This is a genomic window from Pseudomonas sp. LBUM1662 (genome assembly GCF_059695915.1).
In genome coordinates, this window is sequence record NZ_CP166793.1 from 594,049 (window position 1) to 617,549 (window position 23,501).

The 23,501-nt window shown below is 60.4% G+C and carries 19 protein-coding genes and 1 pseudogene; 14 read left to right on the top strand and 6 right to left on the bottom strand.

The features are described 5' to 3' along the window. Positions 1 to 710: 710 nt before the first annotated feature. From ACA049_RS02590 to ACA049_RS02625, 8 genes and pseudogenes are all read left to right on the top strand, one after another. A pseudogene (locus tag ACA049_RS02590) lies at positions 711 to 929 on the top strand (DUF6124 family protein); the annotation flags it as partial. Between the two features lie 241 nt (positions 930 to 1,170). After that, positions 1,171 to 2,133, top strand: coding sequence for an IS110 family transposase (locus ACA049_RS02595; protein ID WP_497332902.1), 963 nt, complete (start codon positions 1,171 to 1,173; stop codon positions 2,131 to 2,133). A 157-nt stretch (positions 2,134 to 2,290) separates the two neighbouring features. After that, positions 2,291 to 2,899 carry a YqiA/YcfP family alpha/beta fold hydrolase gene (locus ACA049_RS02600; protein WP_497315185.1) on the top strand — a complete coding sequence of 203 codons (609 nt, stop codon included), beginning with the start codon at positions 2,291 to 2,293 and terminating at the stop codon, positions 2,897 to 2,899. Between the two features lie 54 nt (positions 2,900 to 2,953). Continuing rightward, entirely contained in the window at positions 2,954 to 4,858 is a 1,905-nt protein-coding gene (gene parE, locus ACA049_RS02605; RefSeq protein WP_497332903.1) for a DNA topoisomerase IV subunit B, read from the top strand. After that, positions 4,858 to 5,847, top strand: coding sequence for an esterase-like activity of phytase family protein (locus tag ACA049_RS02610; protein ID WP_497332904.1), 990 nt, complete (start codon positions 4,858 to 4,860; stop codon positions 5,845 to 5,847). Before parE ends, ACA049_RS02610 begins: the two co-directional genes overlap by 1 nt. Beyond that, on the top strand, positions 5,844 to 6,368 hold the full coding sequence (locus ACA049_RS02615; RefSeq protein ID WP_497332905.1) for a retropepsin-like aspartic protease family protein: 525 nt from the start codon (positions 5,844 to 5,846) through the stop codon (positions 6,366 to 6,368). Before ACA049_RS02610 ends, ACA049_RS02615 begins: the two co-directional genes overlap by 4 nt. 7 nt (positions 6,369 to 6,375) lie before the next feature. After that, on the top strand, positions 6,376 to 8,643 hold the full coding sequence (parC, locus tag ACA049_RS02620; RefSeq protein ID WP_497332907.1) for a DNA topoisomerase IV subunit A: 2,268 nt from the start codon (positions 6,376 to 6,378) through the stop codon (positions 8,641 to 8,643). A 176-nt stretch (positions 8,644 to 8,819) separates the two neighbouring features. Further along, positions 8,820 to 9,533 carry a PqiC family protein gene (locus ACA049_RS02625; RefSeq protein WP_219093583.1) on the top strand — a complete coding sequence of 238 codons (714 nt, stop codon included), beginning with the start codon at positions 8,820 to 8,822 and terminating at the stop codon, positions 9,531 to 9,533. A gap of 252 nt (positions 9,534 to 9,785) precedes the next feature. Here ACA049_RS02625 and ACA049_RS02630 read toward each other — a convergent pair whose 3' ends face one another. Then, complete coding sequence (locus ACA049_RS02630) at positions 9,786 to 11,318, bottom strand: AhpA/YtjB family protein (RefSeq protein WP_497332909.1); 1,533 nt, start codon at positions 11,316 to 11,318, stop codon at positions 9,786 to 9,788. Positions 11,319 to 11,453: 135 nt separating this feature from the next. Between ACA049_RS02630 and serB the strand changes: the two genes are divergently transcribed. Further along, a complete protein-coding gene (serB, locus tag ACA049_RS02635) occupies positions 11,454 to 12,668 on the top strand; it encodes a phosphoserine phosphatase SerB (RefSeq protein WP_497332911.1) in 1,215 nt (404 codons plus the stop codon). Between the two features lie 91 nt (positions 12,669 to 12,759). Here the strand turns inward: serB and ACA049_RS02640 are convergent, their stop codons facing one another. Then, positions 12,760 to 14,538, bottom strand: a complete 1,779-nt coding sequence (locus ACA049_RS02640) for a cyclic-di-GMP receptor FimW-related protein (protein ID WP_497332913.1) — start codon at positions 14,536 to 14,538, stop codon at positions 12,760 to 12,762. 197 nt (positions 14,539 to 14,735) lie between these two features. On the opposite strand from ACA049_RS02640, the gene ACA049_RS02645 reads away from it, so the two are divergent. Further along, a complete protein-coding gene (locus ACA049_RS02645; RefSeq protein ID WP_094469425.1) occupies positions 14,736 to 15,137 on the top strand; it encodes a lectin OAA family protein in 402 nt (133 codons plus the stop codon). A gap of 57 nt (positions 15,138 to 15,194) precedes the next feature. Here ACA049_RS02645 and asd read toward each other — a convergent pair whose 3' ends face one another. The 3 genes from asd to ACA049_RS02660 are packed head-to-tail and all read right to left on the bottom strand — an operon-like array spanning position 15,195 to position 18,470. After that, the gene (asd, locus tag ACA049_RS02650; RefSeq protein ID WP_285431772.1) at positions 15,195 to 16,055 is read right to left on the bottom strand and encodes an archaetidylserine decarboxylase; all 861 of its coding nucleotides are present in this window, start codon (positions 16,053 to 16,055) and stop codon (positions 15,195 to 15,197) included. Positions 16,056 to 16,073: 18 nt separating this feature from the next. After that, positions 16,074 to 16,889: a rhodanese-like domain-containing protein gene (locus tag ACA049_RS02655; RefSeq protein WP_497332915.1), complete on the bottom strand. Its 816-nt coding sequence runs from the start codon at positions 16,887 to 16,889 to the stop codon at positions 16,074 to 16,076. A gap of 42 nt (positions 16,890 to 16,931) precedes the next feature. After that, positions 16,932 to 18,470 carry an HDOD domain-containing protein gene (locus tag ACA049_RS02660; RefSeq protein WP_497332917.1) on the bottom strand — a complete coding sequence of 513 codons (1,539 nt, stop codon included), beginning with the start codon at positions 18,468 to 18,470 and terminating at the stop codon, positions 16,932 to 16,934. 166 nt (positions 18,471 to 18,636) lie between these two features. Between ACA049_RS02660 and motA the strand changes: the two genes are divergently transcribed. From motA to ACA049_RS02675, 3 genes are all read left to right on the top strand, one after another. Further along, positions 18,637 to 19,488, top strand: coding sequence for a flagellar motor stator protein MotA (gene motA, locus ACA049_RS02665; protein ID WP_438659542.1), 852 nt, complete (start codon positions 18,637 to 18,639; stop codon positions 19,486 to 19,488). A gap of 3 nt (positions 19,489 to 19,491) precedes the next feature. Then, complete coding sequence (motB, locus tag ACA049_RS02670) at positions 19,492 to 20,520, top strand: flagellar motor protein MotB (RefSeq protein WP_497332919.1); 1,029 nt, start codon at positions 19,492 to 19,494, stop codon at positions 20,518 to 20,520. Positions 20,521 to 21,320: 800 nt separating this feature from the next. Beyond that, a complete protein-coding gene (locus ACA049_RS02675) occupies positions 21,321 to 21,590 on the top strand; it encodes a hypothetical protein (RefSeq protein ID WP_497332921.1) in 270 nt (89 codons plus the stop codon). A 52-nt stretch (positions 21,591 to 21,642) separates the two neighbouring features. Here ACA049_RS02675 and rsgA read toward each other — a convergent pair whose 3' ends face one another. After that, positions 21,643 to 22,674, bottom strand: coding sequence for a small ribosomal subunit biogenesis GTPase RsgA (gene rsgA / locus ACA049_RS02680; protein WP_010464204.1), 1,032 nt, complete (start codon positions 22,672 to 22,674; stop codon positions 21,643 to 21,645). 107 nt (positions 22,675 to 22,781) lie between these two features. On the opposite strand from rsgA, the gene orn reads away from it, so the two are divergent. Next, positions 22,782 to 23,324 carry an oligoribonuclease gene (gene orn / locus ACA049_RS02685; RefSeq protein ID WP_056746367.1) on the top strand — a complete coding sequence of 181 codons (543 nt, stop codon included), beginning with the start codon at positions 22,782 to 22,784 and terminating at the stop codon, positions 23,322 to 23,324. Positions 23,325 to 23,501 lie beyond the last annotated feature (177 nt).

The following is a 23,501-nucleotide window of genomic DNA, read 5'->3' on the forward strand; positions in this document are numbered from 1 at the left end:
CCCTTGACGGCCCGCCAACCGATCAATCCCTCTCAGATGTACACCTCCCCCTGTAGGAGCTGTCGAGTGGAACGAGGCTGCGATCTTTTGATCTTGACCTTGGCGGCCTGACAGCCGACCAATCTCTCTCAGATGTACACCTCCCCCTGTAGGAGCTGTCGAGTGGAACGAGGCTGCGATCTTTTGATCTTGGCCTTGGCGGCCCGCCAACCGATCAATCTCTTGCAGATGTACCCCAACCCCCTTTGGGAGCTGGCCTGCCAGCGAAGACGGCCCGAAAGCCGACCAATCTCTTGCAGATGTACCCCATCCCACAGTGGGAGCGGGCTTGCTCGCGAAAGCGGCCTCACTGACGACGCTGTTTAATGGTCAGTAAAAATTTCAGAACCTTCCCACGAAGTTTTCAGGTTGCTCGTCAGACGTGGCATCTCTAGCCTTTCGCCTGTCGCTGACACATTCAGCGATCGGGCTTCGCGGTCCTATGAACTGAGGCATAATCTCCGCGCTTTTCAGCAGCACTTTCGGGTGTCTGTCGTTTTGTGTCATGGCGGCTGTGCGTGGGATACCTTCGGGTATGCCGATGCTCAGTTCTCGGTCCGCGAACCTGCGTACAGCTGCCACCCTTACATTGCATCGCGGCAATTGGGGGTGGCTCCATATCAATGAACTGAGGTACCACCATGTTCAAACCAACCCCCAATCCCCCGGCCCGCAAACCCAGCACGATGTACATGATCGTCCCCGAAATGGACACGGAAAGCCTTTTGGCCCATTCCTGTGAGTCACTGGCTTCGGCGAGTGTCATGGCCAGCGATTTTGCGGCGCGCCTGCATGGGCCTGATCGGCATACGGCGATGGCGATTCAGCAGTTGGTCATGCTGGCCGAGCTGGCGGTGAATCGGGCGCTGGATAACGTCGATCCGACGTAACTGTTGGACCGAGTCATCGTTCATCGCGAGTAAGCTCGCTTGTATGTTTAGACTTGAAGGGGTGGGCGGGACTAAAAGCTCGATTCCGACTCTTGCCAGTACGGACCGTGGGAGACTTCTCGTCCCGCCCTTTCTACCCAAAGCGCCGATAAGGAATTCATCGGTAAAACCGACGATAGAGGCAAGCCAGCGCAAGGGTAAACCCCGACAAGCACCTAAACCCTAGCTCCGAGGATTCGTCATGACAATCCTTACTTCACCAACGGTGATTGGTATCGATGTGGCCAAGGCCGAAATCGTGGCTTACCGCGAAGACCTGAAAACCACTCAACACATCAACAACGACCATGAGGCTCTTGGCCGTTGGCTCAAAATGCTGCCTGCGCAAAGCTCAATTGCCCTGGAAGCCACCAGCATTTACCACTTGGACACGGTTGAACTGGCCCATGAAATGGGGCACCGGGTTTACGTGGTGGATGCTTATCGGCTGAGCCATTACCGCGAAAGCATTGGCCAGCGGGCGAAAACCGACCCTTGTGACGCGCGCCTTCTGGCGCGTTACCTGAGCAGTGAACAGCAGCGGCTGCGCGTCTGGAGTCCACCTCCGCAGGACTACAAGGTGTTGAAAAGTCTGCTGCATCGACGCGCAGAACTGGTCAACTTGCGTGTGAGTCTCACGCTGAGCTGGTCGAGCGAACTGCTCTTGAACGATGAGCTGGCCCGGCTGTTGAAGTCCCTCAAACAATCTGAACAGGCCATTCAGAAGTTACTGTTCAAAGTCAGTAAAAGGGCCGGCATTACCGAAAACATCAAGCGCTGCAAAGCCATTGAGGGGATTGGTGATCTGACGGCTATCGGCTTGGCGACCGCTTTCATGCGCGGCCACTTCGCCAGCGGCGATGCGTTCATTGCCTTTTTGGGAATGGACTTGAGGCCCAAAGACTCCGGGAAAAAGAACAGCCCCCGTCGCCTGAGCAAAAAAGGCGATACAGAGTTACGGCGTCTGGCTCACAACGCGGCAATGGCGGCTTGCAGGTCTCTCACCTGGAAACCGTTCTATGAATCCTATCTGGCCAGAGGCCTGGCCAAAACCCAAGCCCTGGTCATCCTCGCTCGCAAGCTGTGCCGGGTGGCATTCGCGCTCATGAAAAACCAGAGCGAATACCAGCCGAATTTGAGGCTTCAGGGTTCCCCTGCAACATAGAATCTCCCACAGGGAATTTGTGAGCGACGCAGATCCACTGTGGGAGCGGGCTTGCTCGCGAAGGCGTCCGTCCAGACACCCATGCCCCCCATGCATATCCCGATCCCCCCGACTCCCTGTAAACTGCGCCTCTTTACCCGACGCACAGGGAGTTCAAATGTCTGGTTCGATCCTTTATATCCACGGTTTCAACAGCGCGCCTGCGTCGAAAAAGGCCACGCAGTTGATGCAAGTGATGGAGCGGCTGGGCTTGAGCGATCAATTGCGTGTCCCGGCCCTGCATCACCATCCGCGCGAGGCCATCGGTCAGCTGGACAAGGCGATTGAAGAGCTGGGGCGGCCACTGCTGGTCGGCAGCTCACTCGGCGGCTACTATGCGACTCACTTGGCCGAGCGCCATGGCCTCAAGGCCCTGTTGATCAACCCTGCCGTCAGTCCGCACCGGATGTTCGACGGGTATCTGGGGACGCAGAAAAACCTGTATACCGATGAGGCCTGGGAATTGACCCACGACCATGTGACGGCCCTGGCCGAGCTGGAAGTGCCGGCGCCCCAGGATCCGCAGCGGTATCAGGTGTGGTTGCAGACCGGCGACGAAACGCTGGACTATCGCCTCGCCCAGCAGTATTACCGGGCCTGTGCCTTGCGCATCCAGGCCGGCGGCGACCATAGTTTCCAGGGTTTTGCCGCGCAACTGCCGGCAATGCTGAGTTTTGCCGGTATCGGCGCAGATTTGTATCAGGCGATCGATTTCACAGCACTGTGAGTCATCGCCTCTTTTTCACAGAACACTCTTTTTACAGGCGGACGACGAGACCCCATGGCCACTCCCAGCGCTAGCTCTTATAACGCAGACGCCATCGAAGTCCTCTCGGGCCTCGACCCGGTGCGTAAACGCCCCGGCATGTACACCGACACCAGTCGGCCGAACCACCTCGCCCAGGAAGTCATCGACAACAGCGTCGACGAAGCCTTGGCCGGGCACGCGACGTCGGTGCAGGTCATTCTGCACGCCGATCACTCCCTGGAAGTCAGCGATGACGGCCGTGGCATGCCGGTGGACATTCACCCGGAAGAGGGTGTTTCCGGGGTCGAGCTGATCCTCACCAAGCTTCATGCTGGTGGCAAGTTTTCCAACAAGAACTACCAGTTCTCCGGCGGTCTGCACGGGGTGGGTATTTCGGTGGTCAACGCCTTGTCGACCGAAGTCCGGGTGCGCGTAAAGCGTGACGGCAACGAATACCAGATGACCTTCGGTGACGGTTACAAGAAAACCGAGCTGGAAGTCATTGGCACCGTCGGCAAGCGCAACACCGGCACCAGCGTGTTCTTCGCGCCAGATCCGAAATACTTCGATTCACCGAAATTCTCCATCAGCCGCCTCAAGCACGTACTCAAGGCCAAGGCCGTTCTGTGCCCGGGGTTGCTGGTCAGTTTTGAAGACAAGGCCACCGGCGAGAAAGTCGAATGGCATTACGAAGACGGTCTGCGCTCCTACCTGGTCGACGCGGTCAGCGAATTCGAACGCCTGCCGGACGAGCCGTTCTGCGGCAGCCTGGCGGGTAATAAAGAAGCGGTCGACTGGGCGCTGCTGTGGTTGCCGGAAGGTGGCGATAGCGTGCAGGAAAGCTACGTCAACCTGATCCCGACGGCGCAGGGCGGTACCCACGTCAACGGCCTGCGTCAGGGCTTGCTCGATGCGATGCGCGAGTTCTGCGAATTCCGCAGCCTGCTGCCGCGCGGTGTGAAGCTGGCGCCGGAAGACGTCTGGGAACGCATCGCGTTCGTGCTGTCGATGAAGATGCAGGAACCGCAATTCTCCGGCCAGACCAAGGAGCGTCTGTCGTCCCGTGAAGCGGCGGCGTTCGTTTCCGGTGTGGTCAAGGATGCGTTCAGCCTGTGGCTCAACGCCCACCCGGAAACCGGCATGCTGTTGGCAGAGCTGGCGATCAACAACGCCGGTCGTCGTCTCAAGGCCAGCAAGAAAGTCGAACGCAAGCGCATCACTGCGGGGCCGGCGCTGCCGGGCAAACTCGCGGACTGCGCCGGGCAAGACCCGATGCGTTCCGAACTGTTCCTGGTGGAAGGTGATTCCGCCGGCGGTTCCGCCAAACAAGCGCGGGACAAGGAATTCCAGGCGATCCTGCCGTTGCGCGGCAAGATCCTGAACACCTGGGAAGTCGACGGCAGCGAAGTGCTGGCCAGCCAGGAAGTGCACAACATCGCCGTGGCCATTGGTGTCGATCCGGGCGCGGCGGACATGAGCCAGCTGCGTTACGGCAAGATCTGCATCCTCGCCGACGCCGACTCCGACGGTCTGCACATCGCCACGTTGCTGTGCGCGTTGTTCGTTCAGCATTTCCGCCCGTTGGTGGATGCCGGTCACGTCTACGTCGCGATGCCGCCGCTGTACCGCATCGACCTGGGCAAAGAGATTTACTACGCCCTGGACGAAGCCGAGCGAGATGGCATTCTCGATCGTCTGGTGGCCGAGAAGAAACGCGGCAAGCCACAGGTCACCCGATTCAAAGGCCTGGGTGAAATGAACCCGCCGCAGCTGCGCGAAACCACCATGGACCCGAACACTCGGCGTCTGGTGCAGTTGACGCTGGACGATTTCGAAGCGACTTCGGAAATGATGGACATGTTGCTGGCGAAGAAACGCGCCGGTGATCGCAAATCCTGGCTGGAATCCAAAGGCAACCTCGCCGAGGTTCTTGGCTGATGCGGGTTGGCTTTGCCCTGGCGTGTGCGTTACTTCTGACCTCCGTTTCGGCATTTGCCGAACCGGCACCGGAATTGCGCCTGTTGTCCGAGCATCCCGTCGACGGCATGCGCGGCGGCAACCTGTCGGGGCTGGCCCAGTGCGGCAAGGACCTGTGGACGATCTCCGATCGCGACGACGATCAGATCTACCGTCTCGATACCCGCGACACCGTCTGGCAGGCCGAAACCGTGGGCATCGGCGTACCTCCGGTGCCTGACAGCGGTTTGCCCTGGGGTTTGCGTTCGCGGGCCTGGGTCGCGGCGTTTGTACGGGGCGGAGACCTGGATTTTGAAGGCATCACTTGCGACAGCGTCGGTAACCGCTACATCGTCAGCGAGTCCCATGCCGCGATCCTGCAAGTGCCGCCTGTTGGGCCATCGTCCTGGCTGAAGATTTCGCCAATGCTGGTTCGCGAAGCGCGGGCCAGCGGCATGCTGTTGCAATTCAATGCGCTGTTCGAGGGCCTGGCGATCAATCCGGCGGGCGATCAAATGTGGCTCGCCGCCGAGCGTCAAAGCCGTGGCTTGCTGCTGATCAAGCGCAAACAGACGGTGTGGGATTGCGACGGTGGTTGCGTGTTGCTGAGTGAAGCGGGGAAAGAAATGCAGCCGGCACAATTTCCACGGGCCAAAGCCGTTACTCGGGACTTCGCCGATGTATCGCTGTTCAACGGCAAGCTGTTTACTCTGGATCGCAACGCTTACCAGATCTGCCGCCGCGACGCGGTGACAGCCAAAGTCGAGCGCTGCTGGTCGTTCGCCGATGAAGCCTTGCAGGAACACCGTCGCTATCAGAATCCTTTTGGTCTGACCGAGGCGTTGGTTGTCGATGCCGAGGGTGCCTGGGTCGGTACCGACAACAACAATGATGCCCGCGCCGATGGCGAGGTTCGCCCGGTCGTCTGGCGCTTCGCCGCGCCTGAAGGTGGCTGGAGTGCCAAACCGTGAGCCAGCAGACGCCGGGAAAACGCGCCGGTCGGGTGTTCATGGTGCTGGCCTGGTGCGCGGCGCTGTTCCTGGCGACACGGTTTTTCGGGCAGTGGGAGGATCGGCAGCAAAATCCCAATGTGGTCGTCAGCTCGGAGCAGGGCGAAGGTTTTATCGAAGTGAAACTGGCCAGCAACACCCAGGGGCACTTCGTCGCCAGCGGCCAGATCAACGGCCAGCCGGTGGATTTCATGCTCGACACCGGGGCGACCGATGTGGCGATCCCGGCGGAAATGGCCGAACGGTTGAAACTGGAAAAAGGCTTCGGGGTAACCCTGAGTACCGCCAACGGTCGCACCGAGGGTTATCGAACCCGCGTCGACCGGCTGCAACTGGGCGACATTGTGCTGCGTGATGTGCGCGCCATCGTCGTGCCAGGCCTGGATGGCAAGCAAGTGCTGCTCGGTATGAGCGCGCTGAACAAACTTGAATTTACCCAGCGCGGTGGCACCATGCTGCTGCGCCAGACAACGAACCGATGAGGCCCGCATGAGCGACTCCCTTGATCTCAGCCTGGACGGTGTAGAACGCCGGTCACTGGCTGACTTCACCGAAAATGCCTACCTCAACTACTCCATGTACGTGATCATGGACCGTGCCTTGCCGCATATCGGCGACGGCCTGAAACCGGTACAGCGGCGCATCATCTACGCGATGAGCGAGTTGGGGCTGGATGCCGATTCCAAGCACAAGAAATCGGCGCGTACCGTCGGTGACGTGCTCGGTAAATTCCACCCGCACGGCGACTCGGCCTGCTACGAAGCCATGGTCCTGATGGCCCAGCCGTTCAGCTACCGCTACACGCTGGTCGACGGCCAGGGTAACTGGGGTGCGCCGGATGATCCCAAGTCCTTCGCCGCCATGCGTTACACCGAGGCGCGGCTGTCGCGTTATTCCGAAGTGCTGCTCAGCGAGCTGGGCCAGGGCACGGCGGACTGGGGGCCGAACTTCGACGGCACACTCGACGAGCCGCTGGTGTTGCCTGCACGTTTGCCGAACATCCTGCTCAACGGCACCACCGGCATCGCCGTGGGTATGGCCACCGACGTACCGCCGCACAACCTGCGCGAAGTCGCGACCGCTTGCGTGCGTTTGCTCGATGAACCGAAAGCCACGGTCGAACAGCTCTGCGAGCACATCCAGGGCCCGGATTACCCGACCGAAGCGGAAATCATCACCCCCCGCGCCGACCTGCTGAAGATGTACGAAACCGGCAAGGGTTCGGTGCGCATGCGCGCCGTTTATCACATCGAAGACGGCGACATTATCGTCACCGCGCTGCCGCATCAGGTGTCCGGTGCCAAGGTGCTGGAACAGATCGCGGCGATGATGCAGGCCAAACCGTCCAAGGCCCCGCAGATCGCTGACCTGCGCGACGAATCCGACCACGAGAACCCGTGCCGGATCGTGATCATTCCGGGCGCACGGAAAAACTTCGACCACGACGCGCTGATGCAACACCTGTTCGCCAGCACCGAGCTGGAGTCGAGCTACCGGGTCAACATCAACATCATCGGCCTGGACGGCAAGCCGCAGCTGAAAAACCTGCGTGCGCTGCTGGTCGAGTGGCTGGAGTTCCGGGTTCAGACGGTACGTCGTCGCCTGCAATTCCGCCTCGACAAGGTCGAGCGTCGCTTGCACCTGTTGGACGGTTTGTTGATTGCCTACCTCAACCTGGATGAAGTGATCCACATCATCCGCACCGAGGAACATCCGAAAGCCGCGCTGATCGAGCGTTTCGCCCTGAGCGAAATCCAGGCCGATTACATCCTCGACACCCGTTTGCGTCAGTTGGCGCGACTGGAAGAGATGAAGCTGCGTGCCGAGCAGGACGAACTGCTCAGGGAACAAGCCAAGCTGCAAGCCCTGTTGAGCAGCGAAGCCAAGCTGAAAAAACTGGTGCGTACCGAGCTGATCAAGGATGCCGAAACCTACGGCGACGACCGTCGTTCGCCTATCGTCGAGCGCACCGAAGCCAAGGCCCTGACCGAGCACGATCTGCTGCCGAACGAGAAAGTCACCGTTGTGCTGTCGGAAAAAGGCTGGGTGCGTTCTGCCAAAGGCCACGAGATCGACGCCACCGGGCTTTCCTACAAGGCCGGGGACGGATTCAAGGCCTTGGCGCCGGGTCGCTCCAACCAGTTTGCGGTGTTTATCGACTCCACCGGTCGCAGCTACTCGGTGCCGTCGCACACGCTGCCGTCGGCCCGTGGCCAGGGCGAGCCTTTGACCGGCCGTCTGACGCCGCCGCCAGGGGCGACTTTCGAATGCGTGCTGATGCCGGAAGACGATTCGCTGTACGTGATCGCCTCCGACGCCGGTTACGGCTTCGTGGTCAAAGGTGAAGACCTGCAAGCCAAGAACAAGGCCGGCAAGGCGCTGTTGAGCTTGCCGAACAACTCGAAGGTCATTCTTCCGCGCCCGGTAGCAGATCGCGAGAACAACTGGCTGGCGTCGGTGACCACCGAAGGTCGCCTGCTGATCTTCAAGATCAGTGATCTGCCACAATTAGGTAAGGGCAAAGGCAACAAGATCATCGGGATCAACGGTGAGCGTGTGGCCAGTCGCGAAGAATACGTCACGGACATCGCCGTACTGCCGGATGGCGCCACGTTGGTGCTGCAGGCCGGAAAACGTACGTTGTCGCTGAAAGCGGACGACCTCGAACACTACAAAGGTGAGCGTGGTCGTCGTGGTAACAAACTACCTCGTGGCTTCCAGCGGGTCGATGCGCTGCTCGTCGAAAACCTCAATTAAGCGTCCTAGAGCGCTCGATCTACGATTTAACGCGTAGATCGACGCTTTGGCGCTGGAGTCGGAACGCATATTCACGGATGATATGGCCTTTCAAGCGCCGGCGTGGCCGAGCGTTCTTCATATTTATTGAGTATTTTCACTGTGGTTAGCCTTGTGGCAACCACCTGGATGGGACGATGACTGCTCTGCGCCTTCCTTTTATTTTGATGCTCGCCGGCGTTCTTGGCCTGGCGGGTTGCAGCGTTCACCAACCGGTGTCGCTGTATCAGCTGGACAGTGGCAGTCCGGCTCAGCCTGCGCAAAGCGCGGGCATGGCGGTTTTGCTGGGCCCGGTAACGGTTGCGGATTACCTGCAGCGCGAAACCCTGTTGCAGCGACAGCCCGATGGCAGCCTGCAAGCGTCGCCTGACGGTCGTTGGGCGGGCAGCCTGTCTTCCGACATCGATCAGCTGCTGCTGCGTCAGGTAGCGGGCCATCTCGACAGCCAGCGCGTGGTGCTGGCACCGGCGACATTGGGCTTCACGCCGGATGTTCAGGTGCTGCTGACGATTACTCGCCTGGACTCGGGCGAATCGCAACCGGCGATCCTGGATGCGCAATGGCGTCTGATCGACCGTCGTGGCCAGGTTCGCGATAACCGCATCATTCACCTGCAAGAACAGCACGCAGGCGGTACGGCGGCTCAGGTTCAGGCTCAGGGCGTGTTGTTGCAGCGTCTGGCCGAGCAATTGTCGGTGGCACTCAAGCCGCTGGCTAATCAGCCTCCGATTGCAGAAGCGCCGAAGAAGCCTGCTCCGAAGCCTGTTGCACCGGCGGCTGAGCAAGAGAAACAGCCGAAGATCCCGATGGCTTCGCCGATCCGGACAGATATGGAAGTGTTCAGGTTCTAAGCCTGGATTGATCCGAGACAAAGCCCGCCGTGTGCGGGCTTTGTTGTTTCTGCAGGTTGGAGATCTCTGGTGCCTGTCCCGGCCTCTTCGCGGGCAAGCCTCGCTCCTACAGGGTTTGTGGCGTACACCTACGCGCGAACGACGCAGGTCCTGTAGGAGCGAGGCTTGCCCGCGAAGAGGCCAGAACAGACAACAAAAAAGCCCGCAGACAATCACTCATCTGCGGGCTTCTTCACTTCTGGGCTTTAAGGCTTACGCCCGACGCTCATGCATTCGCGCCAGTTGCCGCTCCAGCATCGACGGATAAGGCTCCATCAACCGCTCCACACAGCACGCGCCCTCAGGGCTGGCAATCGGCCGGATCCGCGCACGCTGACGGATCAGCGCGTCGTCACTGATCTTGCGTTCCACCAGCAGCAGGTTGCGGCTATGTTGCGACAAGGCCAGGGCATCCTGGGCGGCTTCGGTCAGCAACAGGTCGATCTGGCTCAGACCGAACAACTCGTCGCCCAGTGTCAGGCCCAGTTGCAATTGCAGGGTGATGCCGCTGTCCGCGACTTCGATCTGCAACTGATGGCCCAGCGCTCGTAACAATTCACCGCAGCAGATCGCGTTGGTCAGGTAATCGTCGCCACTGTCTTCGGTGTGGAACAGCATCAGCGTGCTGCCATCGTTCAGGGTGTGCAGTTCGCTCTGATAGAGAGAAGCCGCCTGATCGAGGCAATCGCGATAGCGCTTCAGCAATTCTTCCAAGCGGGTGCGAGGCAGACGACGCAGTTGATCCTGAGCGCCCAGTTGCACGGCCAGGACGGCACTGTGCTGTGGCACGTTCGAGATCACCGGTTTGACTACCGGTTTAGGCGCAACGTCGGCCGATTCATCACGCAAGTCAGCAAACGCATCATCGTCATCGTCGTCTTCAACGGTGCTGACGCTACGCCGTGGCGCAGGCTTGAGGCCGGCGACAGGCTTGCTTTCATCGAAACTCGGATCCCGCAGGTTGCGCACTTCGAAGGTCGGCTCGTTATCGTCGGCGTCTTCGTAGTCGCTTTCGTCGTATTCCGGCTCAGGCGCAGGTTCCGGTTCAGCCGGCTCCGGCGCGAAGTTGGCGTGCAGCTGACGGGCCAGGTCGCCGATCTCATCCTGGCGCTCGGTGGCCGGGGTGTATTCGTCGATATTGCGCAGCCAGACGCGCAGTTGCAGCAGCGGCGTGGAGATGTGCCGACCCAGGCGCAGGCTCAAGGCCAGGGACAGGGCCAGCAGAATCGCACTCAAGATGCCCATGCTTTGCAGGCTGATGGTCATCGGCTGCTGGAACTGATCCATGTCCAGGCTTATGCGCAGTTGCCCGGCGGTCACGTCCTGGAAGGTGATCTTGCTCTGGTACATGCCCTCGGCTTCGCCCAGCAGGCTGTGCTTGGGGCGCTGACCGGCTTCGGCGAGGATGCGGTTATCCACGCTATAGATGGCGGCGTGGGCCACCAGCTTGTTTTTGGTCAGGTTGTTGAGCAGCACGTTGAGGCTGAGGATGTCGTTGGACACCAACAGCTCCGTGGCGGAGGTGGCGGTCTGCGTGGTCAGGCTTTCGCCCAGCGCATCGGCCTGCTCGTGCATGGCCTGCTTGAACTGCAAACCCATCACGCAGGCGTAGATCACCAGGGCCAGAGCGACCAGGATCACGTTATGGCTGGCGATGCGCAATGCAATCGGTACACGGCGGTGGCGCAGTGCACGGAAGATCAGCAGAAAGAAGTTATCGGTTTTTACTGGCGTGGGCCGGTTCACTTGAGCTCGGCTCTTTTGTCCGTGAAGTTGACGCGCAGTATAGCGACAGGCCCTAGACCGGCAAAGCGCTCACGGTGCCCGATGGTCACTGAAAGTGGGTAGAATGCGGTTTTTTTCCACTTGCGGGGGTGCGCCTTGCGCGAAATCGTCCTGATAAACATCACGGGAGTCGACCGACCGGGTCTGACTGCGGCCATTACCGGCGTTCTGGCCCAGGGTGGTGTGAACATTCTCGACATCGGTCAGGCGGTGATCCACGACACCCTGTCGTTCGGCATCCTGGTTGAAATTCCTGATACCGAGCAAGGCAAGTCGGTGCTCAAGGACATCCTGTTCAAGGGTTACGAGCTCGATCAGCAGGTGCGGTTCACCCCGGTGTCCGAAGAGGATTACCAGCAGTGGGTCGGCAACCAGGGCAAAAAGCGCCACATCGTGACGCTATTGACCCGCAAAGTGACCGCCGGGCAATTGCAGGCCGTGAGTTCGATCACCGCCAAATATGGCCTGAACATCGACCACATCGATCGTTTGTCCGGGCGCATGCCGCTGGACACCCCGGCCGACAAGGGCAAGGGCTGCATCGAGTTTTCCGTGCGCGGCGAAGCGGCTGATCCGCAGGCACTGCGGGCCGAATTCCTCAGCGTTGCCCAGGAGCTGAACGTCGACATCGCCTTCCAGGAAGATTCGCTGTTCCGTCGTAACCGTCGCCTGGCGGTGTTCGACATGGACTCGACCCTGATCGAAGCCGAAGTGATCGATGAGCTGGCCAAGGCGGCGGGTGTGGGCAATCAGGTATCTGAAATCACCGAGCGGGCGATGGCCGGCGAGCTGGATTTCCGCGCGAGCTTCAAGGAACGCCTGGCCTTGCTCAAGGGGCTGGACGTCAGCGTGCTGGACTCCATCGGCGCTTCGTTGCGTCTGACCGAGGGCGCTGAAACCCTGTTCGCCGAGCTCAAGCGCCTGGGCTACAAGACCGCGATCCTGTCCGGCGGCTTTACCTACTTCGCCAAGCAATTGCAGGCCAAGTTGGGTATCGATTACGTGTTTGCCAACGAACTGGAAGTGGTCGACGGCAAAGTCACCGGCGTGGCGGTCGAGCCGATTGTCGATGCGCAGCGCAAGGCCGACTTGCTGCGTGAACTGGCGCACAAGGAAGGTTTGCGCCTGGAGCAGACCATTGCGGTCGGCGACGGCGCCAACGATTTGCCGATGCTGGCGATTGCCGGTCTGGGCGTTGCGTTCCGGGCCAAGCCGTTGGTGAAGCAGTCGGCGAAGCAGGCGATCTCCACCCTTGGGCTGGATGGCGTGCTGTATCTGCTGGGCTTTCGGGATCGTGACGGGCAGCTCTGATTAAAGATCAAAAGATCGCAGCCTCGTTTCACTCGACAGCTCCTACACAAATCTCTGTAGGAGCTGTCGAGTGAAACGAGGCTGCGATCTTTTAAAGCGACTTCCACAACGAATCAAAATCCTCTTCAGCGCCGCTCCCTGCGGCGTTGTCGTTTCTGTTCGCCTCCAGCGATCGATAAGCAAACTGATTGAAACTGTTGGTACTCGCCACCCGCCGATCCAGCCCGGCGCGGCGTTCCTGGCCGTTGGTGTTGATCAGCACTTTGCTGCCTTCCTGAAAGGGCAGGCGCGGGGCGAGTAGCGTAGCGGGCAGGTCGATGGCGCTGATTTCCGGCAGCAACAGACCACGCAAATACTGACTGTGGTCGTCCCGCGTTCGTACCAGTTGCAGCCCGCAAGGTTCGGCGTACGGCGCGACTTGTTCGATCCCCATTTGCGTACCACCGCCCCGCACCTGACGAATCCAGCGCACCACCGCAATACTCCAGCCCTGATTGGCAGAATCCTGGATGCCAACCATCTCGCCCGCCTGCAACTCGGCGGGCACCGCGTTGGGCCACGCCAGGCAATAACCGCCGGGGCTGTGATTGATGATCGGCAACGCGTACGTCGGAAAATGCCGATTGCTATCAGCCGCATCATTGCCGTCATCGTTCTGAAGCTGCGGGTACTCGATTTCTTCGTAGGGCAGCAAACCATCGGCAGTGGGGTGGGGGGCGGCGTCGAACGCCTTGCTCCATTGATCGCTCTCCCGCCCCGTCGGAGACGTTGCCGAGAATTGCGCGAGCCGGGTGCCGGGGTTTTTCAGAATGTCGCTGAACGAACGTTCCCCGCCCAGATAGAAGTGCAGCGCGCTCATGCCCACGCACAGGGTCAAGGTGCCGTGGCCGACGGTGCGTTGAAAGCTGCGCTCTGCCGCCTGGCCCCAAGCGGCGTGCAGGTGTTGCAGCGTATCCAGGCTGAGCCCGCTCGGCACGGGCAGCGGCGGTGTGCCGACAGTGCCTTGCAAATGCGCTTCGATGGCGGCGACGAGTGGCTGCGGATCAATCCCCAGCAAACTGTCCTGCTGCTCGGCCCGGAACTTCGAGCGATAACGCGGCCCGGTATCGAGGTCCGGCGCGACGGCAAACAATCCGTCGGCGGGCTGACCGGGTTGCAACTTGATCCATCGGCTCCAGGGCTCCAATACCTCGGCGAGCCGGGCGATCTGGTTCTGGCGCAGTTGATTGCAGCGGGAGGCGCCCAGCAGAAGGGCGGTTACGTAAGTCTGTTCGATACTCAGGGTTTGCGTCTGGCTGGCCAGTTCATCACGCAGGCTCAGGTGCTGGAGTTTGTGCGCGCAGGCGATCCGATAAAGCTGATGCAACTCCAGCCACAGGCCTTCCGGGACCGGGCAATACAGTTGAGTCGAGCGAATCAGCGGGCCGTTGAGGCAGTGGCTCGCCCGCTGCAGCGCTTGGGCAAGCAACGATGCTCGATCCTTGCTGAAGCGCGGGGTGATGCGCACGACGATCTGTTTGTAGCCAATCGCCAAGTGACTTTGCAGGGCCTGGCAGAGGTTGGCGATCTTGCGCGAACGCTCGTCGAGCACAATCGCCTGGTGCAGGAAATGCCGTTCCAAGTGTTTGCAGACGTAATACACCTCGGGTCGCAACAGCTCGAGCAGTTGCAGGCGATTGTCGCTGGGAGTGAGCAGTTGGTTGAGTTCGCTCAAGCCTTGATAGAGCAGGCGGGCGGTTTCGCCGATGTTGGCTTTGGGCAGGTTGGCGATCCAGCGCCTGAGGTCGCGTGGCGTTGGCTCACAGAATGTCAGGCGCAGCTGCGTCGGGATCGGCGCACGTAGCAGCAGGTGAGGACTGGTCTCATTCATGCCGTGGAAAACTCCAACCGGGAAATGGGCAGTGAATGACCTGACTGTAGCACCTACGGATGTCGACCGTTTGTCTGTCAGCCGAGTGCCGCTCGGGCGTACTACTAATCTGACACACGTGCGACTGGATACGCACGGTCGTACGGCCTGCTGCCTGTGCAGGGCAGGTCTCTTGTAACTTCAAGGAGATGAAGTTTATGTCTAGATACGTAGTGGCAAATCAATGGGGCGGTAGTTCTGCACCCTGGCATCCGGGCGGAGACTGGACGTTAGGTGCGCGGGACAACCAGAACGTGGTCGCGATCGAGATCAAATCGGGCGATGGCGGGAAGAGCTTCACCGGCACCATGACTTACGCGGGTGAAGGTCCCATTGGCTTCAAGGCTCAGCGCACGGGCCAGAACCAGTACAACGTGGAAAATCAGTGGGGCGGCAACGACGCTCCATGGCATCCGGGTGGCAAGTGGGTCATCGGCGGCCGTGATAATCAGAACGTTGTCGCGTTGAGCGTCACCTCCAATGATGGAGGGAAAAACCTCAGTGGCACCAATACCTACGCCAACGAAGGGCCGATCGGCTTTCGTGGGCAGATAGAGTAACGGCGCTACCGAAATATCCGCCCCTTCGAAGACGTTCGACGGGGCGGATTAGCCAGATCAGGCGTTTGGCAGGCCCAGCGCCTGGCCCATCTGCACAGGCGACAGGGCGCCGAGCCCTTCAGCCCATTTCACCTGATCAGGCCCGAACAGCACCACAGCGGTCGAACCCAGTTTGAAACGACCCAGTTCCGCACCTTTTTCCAGATGGATCGGCGCGCGGGCGGCTTCGTCATAACGGAAGGTTTTCAGCTCGCGTTTCGGCGGTGTGACCAGCCCGGCCCACACGGTTTCGATCGATGCAACGATCATCGCGCCCACCAGTACCACGGCCATCGGCCCGCGCTCGGTGTCGAAAATGCACGCCACACGTTCGTTACGGGCGAACAGCTCCGGCACGTTTTCGGCGGTGGTCTGGTTGACCGAGAAGATCCGCCCCGGGATGTAGACCATCTCGCGCAGGGTGCCGGCCAGTGGCATGTGCACGCGGTGGTAGTCTTTCGGCGACAGGTAAATAGTCGCGAAGTCGCCGCCCATGAACGGCGCCGCATTCGCGGCATCACCGCCCAGCAATTCCAGGACGCTGAAGCTGTGGCCCTTGGCCTGGAACACGCGGCCGTGTTCGATCGGGCCGAGCTGGCTGACCGCGCCGTCGGCCGGGCTGAGGATCGCGCCCGGGGTTTCGTCCAGTGGACGAGCGCCGTCTTTCAAGGCGCGGGTGAAGAACGCGTTGAAGTGCTCGTAAGCCGTCAGGTCTTCGACCAGCGCCTGGGACATGTCCACCTGATAACGCTTGGCGAACCAGGCGGTAAAGGCGTTCTTGAACCAGCGCACGCGGCATTCGGCAATGCAGCCGGCCAGTCGCGAGAGCAAGTGGTGAGGCAGCAGGTATTGGCTGAGGATAAACAGACGCTTATTCATTAACTGTCCTTAAAAACCTTAAATCTCTACGGGCGTGTCGGGGTGGTTGCCCCATTCGCCCCAGGAACCGGCGTAGCCTTTGACCCGCGGATAACCGAGGGATTTGGCCACCAGATAAGTGAAGCCAGAGCGATGGTGAGTCTGGCAGTGGGTAATTATTTCTTTGTCGTGGGTGATGCCAAGTTGTTCCAGGATCTGCGGCATGTCCGTGCGGATGCGCAGGTTGCGCGCCTGATCCATGCCGGCCGTCCATTCGAAATTCACCGCGCCGGGAATGTGCCCGGCCTTGGCTGCCAGCACTTTCTCGCCGGAGTATTCCAGCGGCCCGCGCGCGTCCCAGATCGCCAGGTCGGCGGCACCGAGACGGCTTTGCAGGTATTCGCGGGTGGCGGTCGGTTCGTCGTGCAGGGTCAACGCAACCGGGCCGCCAACGGAGGGCGGTATCTGGATCGACATGGGCATGCCGTCTGCCAGCCAGGCCGTCAGGCCGCCGTCGATGTAGTGGTATTTTTTATGGCCGATGACATCGAGCAGCCAGATAAAACGCCCGGCCCAGCCGCCGCCTTCGTCGTCATACACCACGTAGACCGCATCGGGGTTGTGTCCCAGCTCGCCGAACAACGTTTCGAGTGCCGCTTGCGGCGGCATCAGCCCTGGCGCAGGCGCCTGACCGAGTTGCGTACGCTTGGGATCGACAAAGCGCGCACCGGGAATATGCCCTTCGGCATAACGGGCGCTGCTGGTCAGGTCCACCAGAATCAGTTCGCGGGACTCAAGGCGAGGGAGCAAGTCGCTCGGCTCGATGACCAGCGCCAAGCCAGAGAAGTCAGACATGTGAGGTCTCCAGAGCACAAAGGGGTGGATTGTAGCGCAGCGTCACTGGCCGCGGTGGCTAAAGCTATTGAGCGCTTTCTCAATGCATTGCGCGGTTTTGCCAAAGGCTTGCACGGTGATTTCCGAAAAAGGCCCGCCGCCCTGATCCGCTACAACCACCATGATCACCCGACCATTATTGACCAGCGAACGCAGTAGCACGTGTTCACCACGAAACTGCGCGCGCAGGCTGGCGGGTAACAAGGCCGAGAACTGGGCGTTGTTGGCTGGCGTCAACCGCACCTGGGCCTGTTGCGAGAGCAATCGTTGCAGCACGGTGCTTTGGCTGACCACCAGGTTCAGCCCCGCCGCTTCCTTCGGCAGGCCGGCCGTTTGATGCGCACGCAAATTGGCGTGGGTGCGGTCAGCCATCAAAATCATTACTCGGCGCATGCCACAGGCGACCAGCGCGTCCCTGGCCGACGTGGTCAAGTGCATGGCATTGGTGAAGCGGCTCGGCTCGACCAACAGTTCGGCACATTGTTTACGCCACGCCGTCAGGTCTTCGGTGGTTGGCGCCGGTGCCGGCAATAAACCGGCGTGAATACGGTGAATGCCCGACGGCCAGATCAACGCTACGGCGGGGTGCCAGATGTCCGACATGGCGTGCTGATGCGCGCTGTTGACGGCCTGTTGATGCAATTGCTGCTGCACCTCGCTCATTGGCATTTGCAGGTAAAGGCTGGTCAGGTACTGCCAGCGCTCGCTGTGCGGACTGTCCCAGGCCTGTTGCGCCGACAGTGCCAGCCCGTTGGCCAGCAACACGGTATTGGCGGGCTGATTGAGCCAGCGACGCAGGGTCGGATCGTCATCGAGTCGGTTTTGCTGACGCAAGGGGTGTTCGCTGTCGCGGGCAATACGCAGGACCTTGACCAGTTCGCGCTGCTCGTTGAGCAGCAGTCGATAACCTTGCTGCACCCAGATCGGCAGGCGCCAGACATCCACCAGCGCCTGGCAGATGTCCAGCAGGCGAACGCCGAACAGTTCCTTTTCGACTTTGCGTGCTGACTCGCCTTTATGAATGACCCGCAGTTCCCACTCTTCGAGCAACTGTGGATGAGTCAGCGCCATCGGCCAGAGCGGCGAGAGAAACAGCAGGCTGCCCCAATGGATGTCCTGCCAGAGCCGCGCCAGGCGACCGGCAAAAAAGCCGTTGGCCTGTTGGGTCGCATGCTGGCTGATCAGCTGCAACTGACGCAGCGCCACCGGTATCTGTGATAGAGGTTCGGCAGGCAGTCGGGCGAGCAATTCTTCAGTGCGTTTCAACCCGAGACGATTGATCGCCACCTCAAGGTTTTCAGCAGGCTCGGTCATGCTGCCGTGGGTGTGGCGGTTGGCTTCGCGAATCACGCTCAAGGCCAGGGCCGGGCTGTCCTGCAACAATTCGGCGATGTCGCGCAGTGAGCTGCGGCTGTCGGCGAGGGCCTTGCAGACGCGGTCGTGACTGTCTTGCGGAACCGGCAGGCGCACGCCATCGAGAAGCTTTACCCAGCCTTCGAGCGTGGTCGGTTTCGGGGTCGGGATGTTCGTTTCGTTAGCCATGGTTGGACGTGATCATCGTCTGCATTACCTATGCCCCCAGAGGGCTAAATTAGCTTTTCGCTTGAACGGGCTATAGTCTGGCGCAGTTTTGCCGATAAGTAGAAGAAGAGATTTTTTAACTTCCGAATATGACCTTGAACCCGACTCAGTAAGTGCTCTCCTACCTATGGCTAAATTAATCGGCATCATCGTCGTATTCGCGAGCGTGCTCGGCGGATACGTGCTCTCCCACGGCAAGATTGCCGCCCTGATTCAACCTTTCGAGGTGATGATTATCGGGGGTGCGGCCCTCGGTGCATTCCTGCAGGCCAACCCTGGTCACATGTTCAAACACGTTCTCAAGAAAGCCTTGGGAATGTTCAGCTCGCGCTTCAACCACACGTTCTATCTGGAAGTGCTGGGCCTGATCTACGAGATCCTCAACAAGAGCCGCCGCGAAGGCATGATGGCGATCGAAGGTGACATCGAAGATGCTGCCGCGAGCCCGATCTTCGCCAAGTACCCGGCGGTCCTGAAAGATGACCGCATGACCGCGTACATCTGCGATTACCTGCGCATCATGTCCTCCGGCAACATGGCTCCCCACGAGCTCGAAGGCCTGTTCGACATGGAGCTGACCAGCCTCAAGGAAGACCTCGATCACCCGTCCCACGCGGTGAACGGCATCGCCGACGCCATGCCCGGTTTCGGTATCGTCGCGGCCGTATTGGGTATCGTGGTGACCATGGCCTCCCTGGGTGAAAGCGATCAGAAAATGATCGGCGTACACGTGGGTGCGGCACTGGTGGGGACCTTCTTCGGTATTCTCGCCGCCTACGGTTTCTTTGGCCCGCTGGCCCATGCCCTGGCCCACGAAGCCAAGGAAGAACTGAACGTCTACGAAGCCATCAAGGCCTCGCTGGTGGCTTCGGCTTCCGGCATGCCGCCATCGCTGGCGGTGGAATTCGGCCGCAAGGTTCTGTACCCGGCGCACCGTCCTAGCTTCGCTGAGCTGGAACAAGCGGTTCGCGGTCGCTAAGTCATGGAAAATAACCAGCCGATAATCATCAAGCGCGTAAAAAAATACGCGGGCGGGCATCACGGGGGCTCCTGGAAAATCGCCTTCGCTGACTTCGCGACGGCGATGATGGCGTTCTTCCTGGTGCTGTGGCTGTTGTCCACCGCAACGCCGGAGCAGAAGATCGCCATCGCCGGTTACTTCAAGGACCCGGTCGGCTTCACCGAAAGCGGCACGCCGTACATCATTGATCTTGGCGGTTCCCCGACCCTGGCGCCGGAGAGCACCCTCAACCCCGAGGTGAAGTCTCAGCCGCAGCCGGACCGCGTCACCGTTGACACCGAACAGGTCGAAGGCATGGCCGAGCAGGTCGAGAAGGAACGCCTGGAACTGTTGCTGCAAGAGTTGCAGAACAAGGTCGATGAAAACCCGCAGCTGCAGAAATTCAAGGACCAGATCCTGTTCGAGATCACTCAGGACGGCTTGCGCATCCAGATCATGGACGCAGAAAACCGGCCGATGTTCGATTCCGGCAGTGCGCGTCTGAAACCGTATTTCGAAGACATCCTGCTGGCCATGGCCGACACCATCAAAGCGGTGCCGAACAAGATCAGCATCAGCGGCCACACCGATGCCAAGCCGTACTCGGGCACCGGCGATTTCGGCAACTGGGAACTCTCGGCCAACCGTGCCAACGCCGCTCGCCGTGCGCTGGTCGCGGGCAGCTATCCGGATCAGCAAGTGGCGCGGGTGGTCGGTTACGCCTCGTCGGCGCTGTTCGACCGCGATAACCCGTTCAACCCGGTCAACCGCCGGATCGACATCGTGGTCCTGACCAAAAAAGCCCAGCGTGCCATCGAAGGTTCGCAAGGCGCTGAACCGGCACCTGCACCAACGCAAGGGCAGGGCGGTCCGGGCGAAGTGCCGGCCACGCCGGTCGATCCGAACGCCTTGCCGGCGGATAAACAACCGCTGCCGGCCCATGAGCTTCGCGAGCGACTGAATATCTTCGAAGACCCGGCACCGAAACCGGCGGAACCGCCGAAGCAGTGACCCACAACAATCAAGCCGACAGAGATGTCGGCTTTTTTGTGCGCCTTTCACTGGTTTGGAAGCCACTGCATTTTCAGCGTGGGCACGGTCCCGGTGGGAGCGTGCCTGCTCGCGAAGGCTTTGTGTCAGGCGGCGGGGGGGTGAGGGCGGTGCACATATCCGTTTCTGCGGTAACGGCCGCCTATCGTTTCGCTCTTACAGCGAGTCACTTTGGAAAAGCCCCAAAGTAACCAAAGGGCTCTTGCCCCTGACGTTCGGTGCCTCGCCAAGGCTCGGCATGCCCTCGCTCCGGTCCTGCTCCGTGGGCCCGCCGCCATCGGCCATCCATGGCCGGGGGCGGCTAACCCGGCATCCATGCCGGGTTGCCCACTACGCAGAACCTCCACTCGGCCTCTCGATGGGGCGTGCACCGCAACAGCATCGCGAGGCGGCCTGATAGCCGACCTGATTGTCAGGGGGTGTTTTCCTGTCGGAACCTGTTTGCTGGTGAGATTAGAAGTTGTAGGAACGGTCTGAAATTTTGTAGCGGGGTTCTCAGACTTGCATGCATCTGCCTATAGTTTCGCTGTCGCCGACAAATCGGTGATCGACTTTAGCCGGTCGTATCAGATGATGCACAAGCGCCCGTATAATCGCGGCGTTTTTGCTGCCTGGCATCTATGTCTATGGTGGCTGTGCGTGGGACACCTCAGGGTGTGCCGGGTTCATCTGTCCGGTCGGCTAACCCGCGCACAGCTACCACCCCAATTCGTTTAGCCGCGAAAAGGTGGGAGTTTCACCTATCAGATGAGATTCAAGTCATGCCCAAATATCACCCGCTCCAAGGCAATTTCAGCGTCGGCCCGACGCTGTTCATCGACACCGAAGCCAAAGTTTCCGACCTTCTGGAAACCGCTACTCACCGAATCAAAGCCGCCCGTAATCTGCTCAACAGTGTCACGTGCCTGTGCGTTAAAGACGCCGAAGGGCACGACCTGGAGCATTTCGCCAATGCTGCGCATATGTTGTTGCAGGATGGGTGTGACGCCTTGGATGCATTGGGCTGGAGGCTGGAAAAAGCAGCTCCCTGAAACCAGAAAGCCGCGAGATGATCGCGGCTTTTTTGTATCTGCGGGCTGCTACTTAATAGCTGGTTTCCGGCAGGCTAGCGATGATCGAGCGGTAGCTGTTCATCCGTTGCTGCTGCACGCGGCCTTCTTCCAGGGCCTTGAGCAATGCACAACCCGGTTCGCGGTCGTGTTTGCAGTCGCGGAAGCGGCAGGTGCCGATCAGGTCGTTGAACTCGATGAAACCGGCTTCGACGTCGGCCCGGCTGACGTGGCCCAGGCCGAATTCGCGGATACCCGGGGAGTCGATCAACTCGCCGCCACCGGGGAAGTGGAACAACCGCGCGGTGGTGGTGGTGTGAGTGCCTTGGCCGGACAGTTCGGACAGCGGGCCGACTCGGGCTTCGACTTCCGGCAGCAGGCTGTTGACCAGCGAGGACTTGCCGACGCCGGACTGGCCGACGAACACGCTGATGCGTCCGTCGAGCTGCTTCTGCAGTTGCTCCATGCCGTTGCCGTGGTGCGCCGAGACTTCCAGCACCGGGTAACCCAGCGTGCGGTAAACCGCCAGCAAGGCATTCAGGGCCGGGGCGTTCTGCTCGTCGATCAGGTCGAACTTGTTGAGCAGCAGCAGCGGACGAATCCCGGCGTGCTCGGCGGCGACCAGATAACGGTCGATCAGGTTCGCGTGCGGCTCGGGCAGCGGGGCGAAGACGATGACGATCATGTCGACGTTGGCCGCGACAGGCTTGAGCTGGCCACGGCTGTCCGGACGGCAGAGTTCGGTTTTACGCGGCAGTTGCGCCACGATCACACCGATGCCCTGGTTGCCGGCACGCCAGACCACCTGATCGCCGGTCACCAGCGCAGGCAGGTTGGCGCGCAAGTGACAACGGAACACTTCGCCGGCCAATTCGCCTTCAAGGGCTTCGACTTCGACCTGCACACCGAAGTGCGCGATCACCAGGCCGGTCTGTTCCGGACCCAGGTCGCCGCCCTCAAGTGCCTCGACAGCCGAGGACTCGCGTTTGGCGGCGCGGGCAGCGCGTTCGCCTTGGATCTTTTCGATGCGCCAGTTTTGACGACGATTGAGTTGGCGTTTGGCCATGGGTGTTCCGTATCAAGAATGCAGCGATTAGGTAAAACGGCCGCGAGTTTAGCACGCCCGGACGCCGCCCTAGGCTAAACTGCGCAGCATTGCCTAGGAGCCGACACATGCAAAACCCGCAGAATCTGATCTGGATCGACCTGGAAATGACCGGTCTGAACCCTGATACCGACGTCATCATCGAGATGGCCACCATCGTCACCGACAGCGATCTGAACACCTTGGCCGAAGGCCCGGTGATCGCTATCCACCACAGCGACGAGATCCTCGCCGGCATGGACGAGTGGAACACCCGTCAACACGGCGGCTCGGGCCTGACCCAGCGAGTGCGCGACAGCCGCATCAGCATGGCCGAGGCCGAAGCTGAAACCATCGCGTTCCTGGAACAATGGGTGCCGAAGGGCAAGTCGCCGATCTGTGGCAACAGCATCTGCCAGGACCGTCGCTTCCTTTATACCCACATGAAATCCCTGGAAAGCTTCTTCCACTACCGCAACCTCGACGTGTCGACGCTCAAAGAGCTGGCCGCACGCTGGGCGCCGGACGTGCGCGACAGCTTCAAAAAGGGCAGCACTCACCTGGCCCTGGACGACATCCGCGAATCCATCGCCGAGTTGCAGCACTACCGCAAGCACTTCATCAAGTTCTGACCTTGCCCCGGTCCCTTGTAGGAGCTGTCGAGTGAAACGAGGCTGCGATCTTTTGATCTTGTTTTTTAAAAAAGCAAAATCAAAAGATCGCAGCCTCGTTTCACTCGACAGCTCCTACAGGGGGCGTGATACGGCTGCCCTCTTTTGGGGCTGCAGCGAAGTGAGTAGACTGCGCGC

What these genes read in the sequence shown, in the direction of transcription:
- ACA049_RS02660 (WP_497332917.1), bottom strand. Translation starts at nt 18,470, where the DNA reads ATGGCTAACGAAACGAACATCCCGACCCCGAAACCGACCACGCTCGAA.
- ACA049_RS02625 (WP_219093583.1), top strand. Translation starts at nt 8,820, where the DNA reads ATGACTGCTCTGCGCCTTCCTTTTATTTTGATGCTCGCCGGCGTTCTT.
- parE (WP_497332903.1), top strand. Translation starts at nt 2,954, where the DNA reads ATGGCCACTCCCAGCGCTAGCTCTTATAACGCAGACGCCATCGAAGTC.
- orn (WP_056746367.1), top strand. Translation starts at nt 22,782, where the DNA reads ATGCAAAACCCGCAGAATCTGATCTGGATCGACCTGGAAATGACCGGT.
- ACA049_RS02675 (WP_497332921.1), top strand. Translation starts at nt 21,321, where the DNA reads ATGCCCAAATATCACCCGCTCCAAGGCAATTTCAGCGTCGGCCCGACG.
- ACA049_RS02655 (WP_497332915.1), bottom strand. Translation starts at nt 16,889, where the DNA reads ATGTCTGACTTCTCTGGCTTGGCGCTGGTCATCGAGCCGAGCGACTTG.
- motA (WP_438659542.1), top strand. Translation starts at nt 18,637, where the DNA reads ATGGCTAAATTAATCGGCATCATCGTCGTATTCGCGAGCGTGCTCGGC.
- ACA049_RS02595 (WP_497332902.1), top strand. Translation starts at nt 1,171, where the DNA reads ATGACAATCCTTACTTCACCAACGGTGATTGGTATCGATGTGGCCAAG.
- asd (WP_285431772.1), bottom strand. Translation starts at nt 16,055, where the DNA reads ATGAATAAGCGTCTGTTTATCCTCAGCCAATACCTGCTGCCTCACCAC.
- ACA049_RS02610 (WP_497332904.1), top strand. Translation starts at nt 4,858, where the DNA reads ATGCGGGTTGGCTTTGCCCTGGCGTGTGCGTTACTTCTGACCTCCGTT.
- ACA049_RS02600 (WP_497315185.1), top strand. Translation starts at nt 2,291, where the DNA reads ATGTCTGGTTCGATCCTTTATATCCACGGTTTCAACAGCGCGCCTGCG.
- parC (WP_497332907.1), top strand. Translation starts at nt 6,376, where the DNA reads ATGAGCGACTCCCTTGATCTCAGCCTGGACGGTGTAGAACGCCGGTCA.
- ACA049_RS02640 (WP_497332913.1), bottom strand. Translation starts at nt 14,538, where the DNA reads ATGAATGAGACCAGTCCTCACCTGCTGCTACGTGCGCCGATCCCGACG.
- rsgA (WP_010464204.1), bottom strand. Translation starts at nt 22,674, where the DNA reads ATGGCCAAACGCCAACTCAATCGTCGTCAAAACTGGCGCATCGAAAAG.
- motB (WP_497332919.1), top strand. Translation starts at nt 19,492, where the DNA reads ATGGAAAATAACCAGCCGATAATCATCAAGCGCGTAAAAAAATACGCG.
- ACA049_RS02645 (WP_094469425.1), top strand. Translation starts at nt 14,736, where the DNA reads ATGTCTAGATACGTAGTGGCAAATCAATGGGGCGGTAGTTCTGCACCC.